Consider the following 14,867-nt stretch of genomic DNA (forward strand, 5'->3'; position numbering starts at 1 on the left):
ATTAAGCTGTAATATACGGTTAGTTTTCAGTTATGTGTGAGTTTCGTCCGCCAATGGTGAGAATGCAGTATGTCGACCGTCAGCTGCAAGCCAATCTTTATCCCAGCTGTATCGGTATAGCCCGCTATTTTGAGGTGTCTCCCAAGAGCATCCAGGGGGATATCCGGTATATGAAGGATATGCTTGGAGCCCCCATTGCCTATGACAGCCGGCGTCGGGGGTATTGCTATCTTCGTGAGTGGAAACTGTTTCCTGATTCAGAAAGAGGTCGTCTTGAGGCGGAGTCGCTGATGGCTGTCAACAAGGTTCTTGCTCAGTATGAGGGAACTCCGATGTATGACGAGGTCGGCCGGGCGCTTCATAAAGTTCTCCAGTATTTCCCTGTAGCTGACTCGGGGGGTTTTTCATGTGACTCTGATCTCTCCATGTCGCTTGAACAGCGGCAGGGAGTTCCGAGGGCGCATGTTGTCATCACCTTTTCTGCGCATCACGCACAATGGATCCGCACTGGGATGTGGCATTCTGCACAGACCTTTCAGGAGCATGGGGACGGTTCTGTTACCCTCAGCATGGATGTTGGCTCACTTGAGGGTGTGAAACGCTGGGTCATGCGTTTCGGAGCCGGGGTCAGAGTCATAAGCCCCGAGGAATTGAGGAATATGATCAAGGATGAGGTTGTCAGGATGGGGATGGTGTACCTGGATATGCAGGATTCTTTTCCGGAAAGTGGGGAGTGATATTCGGGTTGCCTTTCAGTATTGATTTATATATTTTAGTAAAACAGGCGACAAAAGGGCCCCATAAATCATTAACTGTAAAGAAGTTGCCGGTAACAGTCTTATGACGGCGACTGCCCTGAAATCTTTCCCCTCCACAGAGGAACGGAACGCATGAGCAGTAGTAATAAAAGCAAGGATTCTCTGTCACTGAAAATGGCTGTAGACCTCGAGTTCAACTCCTATGAGAGAAGAGCAGGAACCTCGGATTTTTCAGCAGAAAGCAGCAGCGAAGAACAGGCAGGTGAATTGCCTGAACTGGATCTGCGTGCTATAGCCGAGGAGGGGACCGAATCGTTTTTTCGGTTTCTTACCGAAAACAGTGGCGATGTTATCTGGATGTATGATTTTGATGCAGATCGCTATACCTATGCGAGCCCGTCAGTGTTTCGGCTGAGGGGGTTCACTCCAGAGGAAATCTGCCGCCAGTCACTCTATGATGCGTTGACTCCTGCTTCTGCAGAGGTTGCCGTTGCTGAAATCAGCAGACGACTGGTGGCTCTGAAGAGAGGGGATGAATCAGCGGCCTGGGAGATATGCGAGTTTGACCAGCTGCATAAGGATGGTTCCGTCGTTCCTACCGAGGTGATGACCACATTCATCCGTGATTCGGGTGGAGAGCTTAAGGGTATTATCGGCGTAGCGCGTGATATTAGTGAGCGGAGGCGGATTGAGTCTGAAAAGGAGCGGCTTCAGCTGCTGATGATGAAGGCCGCGAAAATGGAGTTCGTGAGCAGGATTTCCGGAGGTATTGCCCACGATTTCAACAACAAGCTGCAGTCGATTCTGGGTATGACGGACCTATTGATGGCTTCACACCCTTTCAGCACTGAACAGCTTCAGAGTTTTGAGGAGATCCGTACTGCCGTAGCGCACTGTGCGGGGCTGACGGGGCAGCTTCTGGCAACGGCAGGAAAGAGGACTGCAAAACCGGAAGTTTTTGACTGTAATCTTGCGATCAGCTCACTGGTACAGATGAAGCAGTGCTGCATGCTTGGTGAGAGCACTCTTGATTTTTTCCCCGCTTCCGGCCTTTGGCCGGTGTTGATGGATTCAGGTGAGTTCGATGAAATAGTGGGACATCTTCTTTCCAATGCGATGGATGCTGTGAGCTCGGGCGGCAGTATTGCCATCACAACACGAAATGTTGCTATGGATATTGAGTATGGAGGGGTTCACGGAGAAACAACGGTTCATGATTCTGTCCTTGTTGAGGTGTCCGATACGGGGAGGGGAATGAGTGCGGAAGTGATGAGGCAGGTTTTTGAGCCCTTTTTTACGACCAAGGAGTCTGCTTCCGGTTTGGGCCTTTCAACAGTCAATGGACTGGTGGAGCGGTGCGGCGGTTTTGTGACTGTTGACAGCGCCACCGGCAAGGGGAGTACCTTCCGGGTTTTTCTTCCGCGCATGATGGGAGCTGTTGAGCACTCTGCCGTAAGTGCATCCCGGATGCCGACCGGGCATCGGGGTGAAACAATTCTGCTTGTTGATGATGAGGACGCGGTGCGCAGGATAACCGGCAAGTTTCTGGAGAGTTTCGGGTACCTCGTGCTTTCTGCCGCTGATGGCCGTGAGGCTCTTGAAGTTGCCGGAATGTATGAGGGTCCCATCCATATGCTGCTGACAGACATGATTATGCCGGGAATGAACGGCAGGGAACTCTCCCGGCTGCTTGAAAGCCAGAGGTCGGGGGTAAAAACACTCTATATCTCAGGATATGCGGCCGATATTCTTTCGGATGACGATGGCTCCAGCGATGTGCATTTTCTGGGGAAACCGTTTTCGCGCTCAGCCCTTTCAGACAAGGTTCGTTCTGTGCTGGGTTAATGGAACCATTGCGGTTGCAATGGCGGCATTGTTTTTTTTCTTGCGCATCGCGCTCAATGGCGCAATCCTGCGTGCGTCTCCTCTTCTTTCTTTTTCCTCCGGGTCTATCGCTCTGTAGCGTAAATCAATAAATTATAGTACCTTATAGAACACTTCCTGCAATATATTCCGGAGAACACTTTCCATGAACCCCTCTCTTCCTTTTGATTTTCAGTGTGATGTTCTTGAGCTAAGCCACGACCGGCCGGTTCTTGTTGATTTCTGGGCCGAATGGTGTGCTCCCTGTCGCCAGCTTGCTCCGGTGCTTGAGAGGCTTGCCGGGAAGTATGAAGGACGGTTCACTCTGGTTAAAATCAACACGGAAGAGCATGCTGATATTGCCTCCAGGTTTCAGGTCAGAAGCATTCCCATGGTGCTGTTGTTTTCAGCCGGAGAGGTGATAGACTCTTTTTCAGGGGCTATCCCGGAGCGGCAGGTGGAGGAGTGGCTGAACAGACACCTTCCCGGCCCCTATGCAAAAGAGATTGCCCTTGCCGATGAGTTTGTTCGGGAAGGGAAGCGTTCCATGGCTCTTTCGGTTCTGGAGGGTGTCATGCAGAAAGAAAAGGGAAATGTCACAGTCCATGCGCTGCTCTCAAAACTGAAACTGTTCTCCAGTCCCCAGGAAGCCCTTGGGCTGGCGGAACTGCTTGAGGCTGAGCCTGAGCATGCTGAACTTTCAGAAACAGTCAGGACGCTTGCCCGGCTTCTCCGCGCTCCGGCGAACAGTTTTCCTGATGATGAGGTTCGAAACGATTATCTTGATGCAGTTGAAAAATTGAGGAGGGAAGACCTTGAGGCTGCGCTTGAAGGGTTCATCAGCGTCCTTCAGAGGAACCGCCCTTATGATGACGACGGTTCACGCAAAGCCTGCATTGCCATTTTCCGCTACCTCGGTGAAGAGCATGATATAACGAAGAAGTACCGGAAAACCTTTGACAGAGCTTTTTAAGAGGGAGGCGCATGATTGAGAACAAGACGGTTATCGGGGTTGACCTTGACGGGGTCTGCGCTGATTTTTACGGCCGTATGCGCGAGATTGCCTCAGAGTGGCTTGAGTGCTCCATTGATGAGCTGCCAGGCGAGGTTTCCTATGGATTGACGGAGTGGGGCATCAGTGGCGAGGGGCAGTATGAAAGCCTCCACCGGTTCGCCGTCACGCAGAGGGAGCTGTTCAGAACAATGCCGCTCATTCCCGGTGCAAGGAAGTATCTTCGCCAGCTTTCTGATGAAGGGTACCGTATCCGCATCATCACCCACCGCCTGTTTATCCACTATTTCCACGCTTCAGCCGTACAGCAGACCGTTGAATGGCTCGACAGCCACGGCATTCCCTACTGGGATCTCTGCTTCATGAAAGAAAAGTCGCAGGTCGGGGCTGACATCTACATAGAAGACAGTCCCGAAAACATTCTGCAGCTTCGCCAGGCGGGTCTTCATACCATCTGCTTCTCAAACAGCACCAACCGCCATATTCCCGGCCCAAAAGCCACCTCCTGGGAAGAAGCATACTCTCTTGTCAAAAGCTGCCAGCGTCCTTGACCTGACAGAGTGCACCTTCTCTCAAAGCCGTCACCCTCGGTGAGTTAGTACACTCAGTCATGAGTGTCCCCTACTTTCCCTACTTTTCTTTTAGCGGGTTACATAGAAACAGGCGAATTTGAGGTAGGCGGTTTCTGGCATTGAGAGGAGGACGGGATGGTCGAATGGCTGGGAGTTGCGGTAGATCATCCTGAGCTGGCAGTTTGCAAGGAGGGAGGCCTGATGGACGCTCTGGAGAAAGTCCTCTTCGGGAACATGGTGGCTGCAGGAGGCGGTGGCAAGGAATCCGCCTTTTTTGACAAGCTGAAGCCCCATCTGGTTGAGCTTTCTGTATGCTTTGAGGGCGCCGGGCACATTCTTGCGGCTTTTGGTGAAGCTTGGGGGATCGAGGATGACAAGGTCAAATGATTCCTTTGCGTCAATCATCTGCTGCAGGATGTTGAAGGCGTCATCGGCTATGAGGCTGAAGTTGTCATATCCGTTGAGTTTCGCGTTGTGTTCTGCCCGTTTCAGGGCATCTTCGGAGGCGTCCACAAGAATGGCTGAGCCGGCTCCGGCAGCAAGTGCGTTGAGGCCGAACCCTCCGTCATTGGTGAAGACATCGAGAACTCGTGCCCCTTTGCTGAATTTTCTGATGATTCTGCGGTTTTCCCTCTGGTCAAGGAAAAAGCCGGTTTTCTGTCCTGCAAAGAGGTCGACTTCAAAGGAGATTCCGGCATCGTGTATGGTTTGGCGAGCCTGGGTTCTGGTGCCATGAATTACCGCCTTGTTGAGGGGAAGGCCTTCAAGTTCGCGAAGTGCGGATTCGTTGCGTACGACGATGACTTCAGGCTCAAGCAGTTCCTGCAGCAGTTCGGAGATCATTGGCAGATGCAGATCCATGCCGGCTGAGAATGCCTGTATGACAATTCCTTTACCAAAGCGGTCTATAATGAGCCCGGGCATGCCGTCTGACTCTCCGTGCACAAGACGCCATGCATTTGTGTCGTCCAATTGGTATACCTTCTGACGCAGGGTGAGGGCTTCCTGAAGCTTTTTCCGGAAGAATTCCCTGTCGGGAAGCTCTTCGCCTTTTGTCAGGAGACGGAAGGAGATGAGCGAGTTGGGGTTGAAGAATCCTGCACCGATCAGTTTCCTGTCGTGTGTATGGAGCCGGACGGTTTCGCCGGCTGCGATGTCGTGTGGAACAGTTTCAAGTTCGTTGCTGAATACCCAGAGGTGACCTTTCTGAATACGACGGTGTTCTTTGGGTTTGAGATAGAGAGCGTGCATGGAGCCGGGTGTGTGGTTATATGATTTTGATGGTGCAATCTAATACAGTAAACTTAAAATATGCGGTGATTGCAACTGAAGATAGTAAGCAAAAGGAATGAGATGATGAAAAAAAAGGGTTTTGTGTTCTGCATGGTGCTTCTTATGCTTTCGGGCTGGGGGTGCTCAGGCTTCAGAACCGTTTCAAGAACGCCATTGCCAGCAGATCAGGCGGCACTTGTTGCCGAGTATCGCGACCTTTACGGGGAGGTGACGGGTTCGGCTCCTTTCATCCGTTCTGTTGATGGTTATGCAGATGTCTGGCTGTCCACCCCTAAAGAGCGCCATAAGGTGTTCTGCAACATACGGGTCAATCGGGGTCTTGAGTCGCGAATGATTGTGAGCGCGGGTATTCTGGGGATTCCTGTGGCTGATCTTTTTATCGGCCGCGATTCAGTGGCTGTGCATGACATGCTTCGCAACCGCTATTTCATTGGGGCAAGCAACGACCGTAACCTTGAGAAAATTCTCGGGGTTGGGGCAGCTTCGGGTATTCTGGGAGGTTCTCTGCTTGGTCTGGTTGATATTATGGAGCCTCCGGAGAATATTATTTCGGTGAAAAAGGGGGAGGGGCTTGTCTCTTTCCGGGTCCGCTCGGGTGCGGGGTGCAAAGTTGTTGTGGTTGATGTGGCTACGCGCACCCTCAGGGCGCTTATGATTGAGGACTCTTTTGAGCGGGTGCAGAGCGAGGTGCATTTCAGGGATTTTGAGAGCTGCAGTGTGGAGGGGAGGGCGGCTCTGGTGCCCAGAACTGTTTCCATTGTCCTTCCCGGCAAGTCGGGGCCCGGTGAAAGTCAGTTGGTTATTTCTTATGACGAGCGGGTGTTCAATGCCCGGAATGGTGGCATGAAAATGCCCATACCGGAAGGGGCAAGGGTTGTGAGTCTTGATGAGACGGCTTCACTGCCGTGGATGTAGCGTCTTATGTGCGCCTCTCGTTATTTGTTTCTGACAATAAAGAGCGTGTACCCTTATGGCCGGGGCATTTGAGGACCTGCCTGTAAGCCGGAGCGGTTCTTTTCCACTCCGGCCTTGAAGGCTTTTTGTCTCAACTCCTGGCGCTTGCGTAATTGGCTGCTGCAAATTCCCAATTGAGCAGATTTTCAATGACTGCTGCGGTGTAGTCGGGCCTGCGGTTCTGGTAGTCAAGATAGTAGGCATGTTCCCATACATCAATGGTCAGAATCGGTTTCAGACCGCTGGTCATTGGGGTCTCTGCATTGCCGGTTTTGACGACCTTCAGTGTTTCTCCATCAAGGACAAGCCATGCCCAACCGCTGCCGAACTGTGTTGCGGCCGCATTTTTCAGTTCGTCACGGAACTTGTCAAAACTGCCAAAGTCTCTGGTAATGGCTTCACCAAGTTCTCCTGTGGGAACACCGCCGCCTGCGGGTGCGAGGGAGTTCCAGTAAAAACTGTGGTTCCAGGCCTGCGCTCCGTTGTTGAAAATACCGGCTTTCGAGCTGTCGCCTGCTGTTTGGGCTATGACCTCTTCAAGGCTCATGAGGTCCATTGGTGTGCCACCTACAAGGTTGTTGAAGTTGGTGACATATGCCGCATGGTGCTTTCCGTAATGGAATCCAAGAGTTTTTGCGGAGATGTGCGGTTCAAGCGCATTTTCGGCCCAGGGAAGTGCGGGTTGCTGATATGCCATAATAGTCTTTTGTGATTTGCGTTTAAATAGTGAAATTGTCTACCCATAAACTTGTGAGCGGTCAATTTAGTTTCACCTGTGCCATGAAATTTTTCAGGGATGCGCTGAATGGACCGTTTTTCAGAGTATAACCAGATTGCAGCTGTCATGAAACCCTACAGGAGCCTCTTCGTTATCATTCTTGCTCTTTTCCTCTTTCCGCTCCTCACCGGATGCGCAGAGAAAAAGGCGCAGGAGCTTGATGGTGATGATATCCGTTTTGCCGAATTCTATAGCGATTATCTGCTTTTTTCCGGGGTTTCAGCCAGAACTGGCGAGGAGCTCAAGGCAGATCTTGATTCCGGTACTCTTTCTTCTCTTCTTTCCCGTCATGATATCAGTGTTGAGCTGCTGATCAAAAAAAGTGAAGCCTATCAGGCCGATCCAATGCTTTGGCAAATGGTTCTTGTCAGGGTTCGTGACAATATCCATAACAGGCAGAACCCTCCGCAATGACCTCTCCCGCCCCTTTTCTTGTTGGCGTTACCGGAGGTATTGGAAGCGGCAAGTCGACACTCTGCAGTTTTCTTGCCCGGAGTGGCTGTGAGGTGTTTGAAGCTGATAGGGTGGCCAAAGAGCTGCAGGTAACCAATGCCGGGGTGATTGAGGGCATGGCGTCTCTTTTCGGCAAGGATATCTATTCCACAAATGAATCGGGAGCACTTGTGCTTGACAGGAAACGGGTCGCTGCCGAGGTGTTCTCCTATCCGGCGAAGCTTGGTGCGCTCAACAGTCTCATTCATCCCGAAGTTCGCGCTGAGTTCATGCGTTTTGTTCAGGATGCCCGGAGTCGGGGGAAAGGAATTGTGATTCTTGAAGCGGCCATTCTTTTTGAGTCGGAACGCTCTTCGGATATGGATTTCATTGTTGTTGTTGCGGCTGATGAGGATATTCGCCTGAAAAGGGCTTCAGCCAGGGGAAGGATTTCCGTTGCCGACATTAAAAAGCGTATGGCGATGCAATGGCCTCAGGAACTGCTGATCAAGAAGTCGGATTATGTGCTCTGGAACAACGGCGGAAAGGATGAGCTGAAACATGCCGCCACTGAACTTATTTCCGTTCTCAAAGATGCCGCCGAAAAACATTCAGCCGGCAATCGCTGAGGCAAGTGCGGGAAGTGAGACGCTGTAGCGGTATGATGTGCTGCCGTGCGAGTCGGGGAACTCTTCGTGACGGTGTTCGATATTGTGCTGGGAGAGTTTTCGGCAGAAGATCCTGAGGCCGAACTGCAGGTTGTATTCGTCCAATGTTCCGCAGTCCACAAAGAGCAGGCTCAGAGAGCGGAGCGCCTCACGGAAGTTCTCTTGTTCAACCATTTCCACCGGATCAAAACTGAGCCATTGGTTCCAGACCTCACTGTCGGTTTCGCAGGTCAGGGGGTTGAAGGGGAGGCGGATGTTTTCGGGTGGTTGACGGAGCGGGTCGGGAGAATAGGCGGCAGACATGGCAAGCATGTCGAGAAGGGGAAATTCTCCCGACGGGGGTTTAAGTGCGGTTTCATAGCGGGTGAAAAAGTTGGTGAGGCTGCCGTTGTGTTTTTCAAGAATGCGTGCGGCGGCGGCAAAGTTCGGCCGGTAGCAGAGGTCGAAGGCCAAGTCGCCGCTGTGGCTTGCGGCGGCTCCGAAGAGATCGGGGTGTTTCATTGCAAGCCGCAGGGCTCCGAACCCGCCGGAGGATTTTCCTGCAATTGCGCGGTGAGGGCGTTCGGGAATGGTGCGGAGTGCCGCATCCACACAGGGGACAATCTCCCGGGTGAGATACCGTTCATAGTTGCCCGTTCCGGCTGAGTCCACATATTGCGATCCGCCGTACCGCGTCATGCAGTCGGGCATGACGATGATGGTTTCTGCCATTCTCCCTTCTCTGATAAGGGCTTCAGCCATTTCCGCCACGGTCGGCCTTCCAAAATTGTAGTTCATGAAACTGTGGCCGGTTGAGGCAAATCCCGAAAGAAGATAGATGACGGGAAACCGCCGCTGCCCATCGTAAGAGGGCGGCAGGTAAACGATCAGATCGCGTTCTGTAGGGTCTCCGAGCGGGTTGCCCTCAAGTGTGCGTCCCGGTATGGGAATGGTTGTCATGTTCGGCTTGAGTGGCTTTGCGGGGGATTTCATTTCAGGGCTTCGTTTTTCCGGTTGACATGTGCTGATATCAGGATGCTTGCTTCATAGAGAAGTATCATGGGAATGCCGATGACGAGCTGTGTGACAAGATCGGTTGAGGGGGTGACAAGTGCGGCCACTATCAGCAGGAAGACGATTGCATGTTTGCGGTAGAAACGCATGAATGCAGGGGTGAGGAGCCCGATTTTTGAAAGAATGTAGGAGATGAAGGGGAGCTCGAACACCATTCCGGCTGTCAAGAGGGCACCAATGAAGAAACTGGTGTAGTCCTGAACGGAGATGTTGTTTTCAATGAGTGTGGAGCCGAACCCTGCAAAGAACTGGAGGGAGACGGGCAGAAAGACAAAATATCCGAATGCTATGCCGGTGAAGAACGAAAGCGAGATGAAGAGAATGGAGAAGCGGCCCGCCTGTCGTTCGTGTTCGTGGAGGCCGGGCGCTACAAATTGCCAGATCTGCCATGCCATGAAGGGAAAGGCGAGAATGAAGCCGGTAAAGAACACTGCCTGCAGGTAGAGCGATATCTGGCCGTAGGGGACAAGGTTCTGGAGGACCAGCGTGTCGCTGCTTCTTTTCAGTGGCCCGATGATGACCACTTCAACAAGAAAATCGGCGAAAATGGCCGAAAGTGCCACCATCAGGACAAGGGCGATTCCCGTTTTTATGATTCTGCCGCGGATTTCATCCAGATGGTCTATGAAGTTGAGGCTCCGTTCTTCTTCTTTTTCATTACCTTCACCTTCCTCCTCCTGCTTCATGAGTTCGTGGGTTTCCTCACGGTGGCTTTCAGCATCTGTATTTGGTGTGTCGGTCATTCCGGAATTTCCGGCTGCTTCCGGCCGGGGTGTTGTTTCGTCTGGTTCCTGATTCATTGCTGGATGAGGTGTGGAAGTATGGCCTGCTGAGTTGATACGCTGTAAAGCGTTGTATCATAAAACATAGCAACAAAGATGCTGGCAGGCAAGAAAATGTTCCTCCTGATGAGAGAGGGACCAAAAGGATGCTGTTTTTTGCTTGTGAGTTTTATCCTATTTTGGTAATCATGGAAATGTATTCTTATGTCATGCCCGCATGGCAGTTTTGTTCACCCTTTAGCACCCCGATCTGTTGAATATCAATGATGTAACCGCCCCCGTTGCAGAAGAGCTTGTTCTGTTCCGTCAGAAGTACCGGGAGCTGCTTCGCAATCAGAATTCGCTGGTCGACAAGGTTACCCGTTATGTGCTTCGCCAGCAGGGGAAGCAGATCCGTCCTGTCATGGTGCTTCTTTCGGCATCGGTTGCCGGCGGTATCCGGGAATCAAGCTACCGGGGAGCAATCATGGTTGAACTTCTCCATTCGGCTACCCTGATTCATGATGATGTGGTGGATGGTGCCGAGATGCGCAGGGGGATTGCCTCAATCAATGCTATCTGGAAGAACAAGATTTCCGTGCTCATCGGGGATTATCTTCTCTCAAAAGGCCTTCTCTATTCGCTTGAGTCCAAAGATTACGGATTTCTTCACATTGTTTCAGATGCGGTCAGGCGGATGAGCGAGGGTGAGATTCTGCAGATACAGAAAACCCGAAGCCTTGATATTTCCGAAGAGGACTATATCCGTGTCATTTCCGACAAGACCGCTTCCCTTATTGCTTCATCATGCGCCATGGGGGCAGAGAGCGCAACTGAAGATGAGGTGAAGATAGCTGCAATGAAAAAGTATGGAGAGAGTCTGGGACTTGCGTTTCAGATTCGTGATGATACGCTCGACTATACGGGTGATTCCCGAAAGACCGGCAAGGAGATGGGAATTGATATCCGTGACAGGAAAATAACTCTCCCCCTTATCCACGCACTTTCCAAAGCGTCACCTGCCGAGCAGAGAAGGGTCCGCTCCATTCTTAAAAACTCCCGGAAGCGTTCGCAGCTCAGGGGCGAAGTGATGGATTTTGTGCGTCGAATGGGTGGGTTGGACTATGCCGGAGCTGTTGCAGAAGGTTATGCGGCCGAGGCTGTAGAGGCGCTTGATGTGTTTGGGGACTCAGAAGCGAAGAAGGCGCTTTTGAATCTTGTGGATTTTGTGATGAACCGTCAGCATTGATGCTGTTGAAGCTATTCTGATAATACCTCTTACCGTACTGTGACAATGATGAAAAAAGTTGGATTGATTGCTCTTGTTGTTCTTGTGGCTCTTGGTCTTTTCGACAGGGTTTTCATGCCTTTTGTGGTCCGCTCGGGGAGTGTGGCACTTGTGCCCGATGTTGCCGGGCTTCTCTATGAAGATGCCGCCTACCGTCTCGAACGCAAGGGCTTTTCCCCTGACAAGAGATTCCATGTAAAATATCTCACCGGTGTGGATTCAAATGTTGTGCTTTCACAGTTGCCTGAAGCCGGGGCAAAGGTTAAGCCTGGAAGGAGCGTGTCCCTCGTTGTGAACAGGAGGGAAAAACCGACATATCCCATGCCGGACCTTATAGGGCGCCCTGAAGTGGAGGCGCGTCAGGCTCTCAAGCGATTGGATCTGCTTGTTGAAGATATACAGATCACTACCGTGTACAACAGTGATGAGGATGGGCGGGTCCTTTCACAGTCTGTGCCGGCGGGAGTACCTGTAAAACCCGGAGCCGGTATTTCAGTTATTGTCGGGCTGTATGAGGAGTCGGATGAGGGGGTTCGTAAAGTCATTGTGCCTGATGTGCTTGGCATGTCGCTCTCACAGGCTGAACGGATTATTGCCGGTGCAGGTCTGGAGCGGGGAAGAGTGAGACGGGAGTATTCGGCCATTCTGGTTCCCAATACCGTCATCAGTCAGAAGCCTTCTGTCAGTGCATATGTTTCGCCTGGCCAGAAAATTGACCTGACGGTTGTGACCGGAGACTGATGGGCGTCCCGGGGGTTGCCGGATTGCCGGTTATTTATAGTTGGCTTTTTTGTACTCATCCCTGATATCCTTTATTCCGGTCGTGCGGTCATTGCCGTCGCTGATGAAGCCGAAGTATTCAAGAATGATGCGGACGACAAACCAGAGACCTGCAAAGAGCAGCTGGATTGAGCTGAAGATGTTCGTGAAGATATTTCCTGTCATGATTGTCTGAGAGGGTCTTTCTGTTCCAATGGGAAATGGCCATTCATAAGGGAATGGCCATTTTGTTCAGCAGTGCGTCAGGTTGCCTTTCAGTCGGTCAGGGCATCTTCGGCTTCAATCCAGTCATCAAGATGCGACTGATCCTGACGGCCTTTGTTCTCCCACCGGTAATATGCTGAAATCCGGATCTGTTCCATTCGTTCTTCGGGTGATACCGGCTTGGCAGCTTTCTTTTTTGCCGTTGTGGTTTTTTTTGCAGGAGTTTTTGCCGCTGCAGTTTTCTTTGCAGGTGCGGCTTTTTTGGCAGCTGGTTTTGCTGCTGCTTTGGTGGCAGGTTTTGCTGCGGTTTTTTTTGCTGTCACCTTGGGGGCGACAGTTTTGTCTTCAGCTTTTTTGGCCATGACTGGGTGTTCGCTTGTTGTTGATGAGATATAATGAAACCTTTAGGTCAATTATTATTTTTCTGAAGATACGAAAGAATCTTGTATAAGGACATTGAGAAGAGTATTTTTTTATGCCCCTTCAGTCGCGCCCGATGTGTGTAAGCGCCGGTTATGTTGCAATTTTTCCAACGGGCGTTATTAAACAGGTCAGTCGGCTCACATGAAGGAACATAAAAACGGCAAGAGAAACTGGAAAAGAAACTTACGGGTCTTTTTCTATGCCGTTCTCCGCAAAAGCCGCTACCTGAAGGGCAACCATCGCACAGTCTTCCGGCTCTCCCTCGACGCGCTTCTTGTTCAGCTGAACCTCAATCAGGATTTCCCGTTTCTTTTCATTGCGATCTTTGTGGGTCTTACCACCGGATATCTGGCGGTCATGTTTCATGACGCCATTCTTCTGTTCAGTTCATTTCTTTTTGGTGGCGCCGATCTTCTGACAAGCCCTTACCGCTATATCATTCTTGCACTTATTCCCGCTCTTGGTGGTCTTTTTGTAGGACTCTACAACGCGTATGTGGTGAAAACCCGTCCCGGTCATGGTTTGGCTTCGGTCATCAAGGCTGTTGCCCAGAACAACGGGACCATCAAAAAAAGCCACTGGTTCCATAAAACAGTCACTTCGGTCATGAGCATCGGGACGGGTGGCGGTGGCGGCAGGGAGGCTCCCATCCTTCAGGTTGGAGCTGCAATCGGTTCAACGGTCGGGCAGCTGTTGAAGTTCTCTCCTGACAGAACCCGTACTCTTCTTGGATGCGGTGCGGCAGCAGGCCTTGCGGCTGTGTTCAATGCCCCTATTGGCGGTGTCATGTTTGCCATTGAGGTGATTCTTGGTGATTTCAGTGTCAAGACTTTCAGCCCCATCGTTGTGGCTGCTGTTGTCGGTACGGTGCTTTCGAGAAGTTTTCTCGGAAGCTCTCCCACTTTTCAGGTCTCTCCCTACACGCTTGTTTCCAACATTGAGCTGCTGTTCTATTTCATTCTTGGCGTGCTTGCCGGTCTTTCAGCAGTGCTGTTCATCAAAACCTACTATGCCATAGAAGAGTGGTTTCTTCGTATTGAGAAACGCTATAACATTCCTGTCTGGATGCTTCCCGCTATCGGCGGGCTTCTTTGCGGATTGATCTGCATGTGGCTCCCCGGACTGTATGGTTACAGTTACAGTGTTGTTGACAGTGCGCTCAGGGGCGAGGAAACATGGACCGGAATGATAAGCGTCTATCTGCTCAAGCCTGTTGTTGCAGGGCTCAGTGTTGGTTCGGGCGGTTCGGGCGGCATGTTTGCTCCGGCCATGAAAATGGGCGCCATGCTTGGCGGTATGTTCGGCAAGGTGGTGAACATGATTCTGCCGGGAATGACTGCCGCTTCAGGCGCTTATGCTCTTGTAGGGATGGGGGCGCTGACGGCCGGTATCATGAGGGCGCCGTTGACGGTCATTCTTATTCTTTTTGAAGTGACCGGTCAGTATGAAATTGTGCTTCCCATCATGTTTGCGGCTGTTACATCAACGCTTGTTGCCAGAGTTGCCTACCGCCATTCCATGGAGACCTATGTGCTTGAAAAGGAGGGGGTACGGGTAGGATACGGTATTGCCCTTTCAGTTGCTGAGAATATCAGCGTGCTTGATGTGATGCGTACTGACTTCATCAAATTCATGGATGTGACCCGGGTTGAGAAGGTGCTTGAGGTTTTTCACAATACTCCGGAGTCGAACTTTCTTGTGACCAATGAAGAGAACCAGTTTGTAGGGATGATTCGCCTTGAGGAAATGAGCATTCTGCTTCGTGACGGTACTTTTGCGGGTTTGATAGCTGAAGATGTGGTCAAAAAAGAGGTGCCGGTGCTCTATGATTCATCGAAGCTTGATGAGGCTCTTAAATTCTTTGAGGTTGCCGATTATACCAATGTGCTCCCGGTGATTTCAAAACGGTCGGGTAAACTGCTCGGCATTGTCCGGCAGGAGGAGGCCTTTTCCTATTATCGCAAGCAGATGAACCTCTATGGTTCCGATACGGTCGAGCCTGCCCGTCCTCTCTGACTGGCGCAGTTC

Annotated in this window: 16 protein-coding genes; 10 read left to right on the plus strand and 6 right to left on the minus strand. The window is 51.4% G+C overall.

Features of this window, described 5'->3' with window-relative positions:
* Positions 1–53 precede the first annotated feature (53 nt).
* From EKD02_RS00360 to EKD02_RS00375, 4 genes are all read left to right on the plus strand, one after another.
* Positions 54–737: a helix-turn-helix transcriptional regulator gene (locus EKD02_RS00360; RefSeq protein WP_244924372.1), complete on the plus strand. Its 684-nt coding sequence runs from the start codon at positions 54–56 to the stop codon at positions 735–737.
* Positions 738–890: 153 nt separating this feature from the next.
* A complete protein-coding gene (locus tag EKD02_RS00365) occupies positions 891–2,603 on the plus strand; it encodes an ATP-binding protein (RefSeq protein WP_126383262.1) in 1,713 nt (570 codons plus the stop codon).
* A gap of 184 nt (positions 2,604–2,787) precedes the next feature.
* Complete coding sequence (gene trxA / locus EKD02_RS00370) at positions 2,788–3,594, plus strand: thioredoxin (RefSeq protein WP_126341447.1); 807 nt, start codon at positions 2,788–2,790, stop codon at positions 3,592–3,594.
* 11 nt (positions 3,595–3,605) lie between these two features.
* Entirely contained in the window at positions 3,606–4,184 is a 579-nt protein-coding gene (locus tag EKD02_RS00375; protein ID WP_011890220.1) for a 5' nucleotidase, NT5C type, read from the plus strand.
* Between the two features lie 90 nt (positions 4,185–4,274).
* Here the strand turns inward: EKD02_RS00375 and EKD02_RS00380 are convergent, their stop codons facing one another.
* Complete coding sequence (locus EKD02_RS00380; protein ID WP_126383264.1) at positions 4,275–5,456, minus strand: class I SAM-dependent rRNA methyltransferase; 1,182 nt, start codon at positions 5,454–5,456, stop codon at positions 4,275–4,277.
* A 102-nt stretch (positions 5,457–5,558) separates the two neighbouring features.
* Here EKD02_RS00380 and EKD02_RS00385 point away from each other — a divergent pair, with 102 nt between their 5' ends.
* Positions 5,559–6,413: a DUF4292 domain-containing protein gene (locus tag EKD02_RS00385; protein WP_011890218.1), complete on the plus strand. Its 855-nt coding sequence runs from the start codon at positions 5,559–5,561 to the stop codon at positions 6,411–6,413.
* Positions 6,414–6,543: 130 nt separating this feature from the next.
* On the opposite strand, the gene EKD02_RS00390 is transcribed toward EKD02_RS00385, so the two are convergent.
* On the minus strand, positions 6,544–7,149 hold the full coding sequence (locus EKD02_RS00390; protein WP_126341449.1) for a superoxide dismutase: 606 nt from the start codon (positions 7,147–7,149) through the stop codon (positions 6,544–6,546).
* A gap of 108 nt (positions 7,150–7,257) precedes the next feature.
* On the opposite strand from EKD02_RS00390, the gene EKD02_RS00395 reads away from it, so the two are divergent.
* Both EKD02_RS00395 and coaE read left to right on the plus strand, forming a co-directional pair.
* Positions 7,258–7,644 carry a hypothetical protein gene (locus EKD02_RS00395; RefSeq protein ID WP_011890216.1) on the plus strand — a complete coding sequence of 129 codons (387 nt, stop codon included), beginning with the start codon at positions 7,258–7,260 and terminating at the stop codon, positions 7,642–7,644.
* Positions 7,641–8,291 carry a dephospho-CoA kinase gene (gene coaE / locus EKD02_RS00400; protein WP_126341450.1) on the plus strand — a complete coding sequence of 217 codons (651 nt, stop codon included), beginning with the start codon at positions 7,641–7,643 and terminating at the stop codon, positions 8,289–8,291. The genes EKD02_RS00395 and coaE overlap by 4 nt, the downstream gene beginning before the upstream one ends.
* On the opposite strand, the gene EKD02_RS00405 is transcribed toward coaE, so the two are convergent.
* Together EKD02_RS00405 and tatC are read right to left on the minus strand one after the other, a co-directional pair.
* Positions 8,274–9,302 (minus strand): alpha/beta hydrolase, encoded by a 1,029-nt coding sequence (locus tag EKD02_RS00405; RefSeq protein WP_011890214.1) that lies wholly within the window; start codon positions 9,300–9,302, stop codon positions 8,274–8,276. The two genes, coaE and EKD02_RS00405, sit on opposite strands and share 18 nt — an antisense overlap.
* Positions 9,299–10,183: a twin-arginine translocase subunit TatC gene (gene tatC, locus EKD02_RS00410; RefSeq protein WP_011890213.1), complete on the minus strand. Its 885-nt coding sequence runs from the start codon at positions 10,181–10,183 to the stop codon at positions 9,299–9,301. The genes EKD02_RS00405 and tatC overlap by 4 nt, the downstream gene beginning before the upstream one ends.
* A gap of 235 nt (positions 10,184–10,418) precedes the next feature.
* Between tatC and EKD02_RS00415 the strand changes: the two genes are divergently transcribed.
* Both EKD02_RS00415 and EKD02_RS00420 read left to right on the plus strand, forming a co-directional pair.
* Positions 10,419–11,393, plus strand: coding sequence for a polyprenyl synthetase family protein (locus tag EKD02_RS00415; protein ID WP_011890212.1), 975 nt, complete (start codon positions 10,419–10,421; stop codon positions 11,391–11,393).
* A 45-nt stretch (positions 11,394–11,438) separates the two neighbouring features.
* Positions 11,439–12,173, plus strand: a complete 735-nt coding sequence (locus EKD02_RS00420; protein ID WP_126341451.1) for a PASTA domain-containing protein — start codon at positions 11,439–11,441, stop codon at positions 12,171–12,173.
* A 30-nt stretch (positions 12,174–12,203) separates the two neighbouring features.
* Here EKD02_RS00420 and EKD02_RS00425 read toward each other — a convergent pair whose 3' ends face one another.
* Both EKD02_RS00425 and EKD02_RS00430 read right to left on the minus strand, forming a co-directional pair.
* Entirely contained in the window at positions 12,204–12,377 is a 174-nt protein-coding gene (locus EKD02_RS00425; protein WP_011890210.1) for a hypothetical protein, read from the minus strand.
* An 89-nt stretch (positions 12,378–12,466) separates the two neighbouring features.
* Positions 12,467–12,778, minus strand: coding sequence for a DUF2934 domain-containing protein (locus tag EKD02_RS00430; protein ID WP_011890209.1), 312 nt, complete (start codon positions 12,776–12,778; stop codon positions 12,467–12,469).
* Positions 12,779–12,980: 202 nt separating this feature from the next.
* Here EKD02_RS00430 and EKD02_RS00435 point away from each other — a divergent pair, with 202 nt between their 5' ends.
* Complete coding sequence (locus tag EKD02_RS00435; RefSeq protein ID WP_126383266.1) at positions 12,981–14,855, plus strand: chloride channel protein; 1,875 nt, start codon at positions 12,981–12,983, stop codon at positions 14,853–14,855.
* Positions 14,856–14,867 lie beyond the last annotated feature (12 nt).

Source organism: Chlorobium phaeovibrioides, from assembly GCF_003968655.1.
GTDB classification, from domain to species: domain Bacteria; phylum Bacteroidota; class Chlorobiia; order Chlorobiales; family Chlorobiaceae; genus Chlorobium; species Chlorobium phaeovibrioides.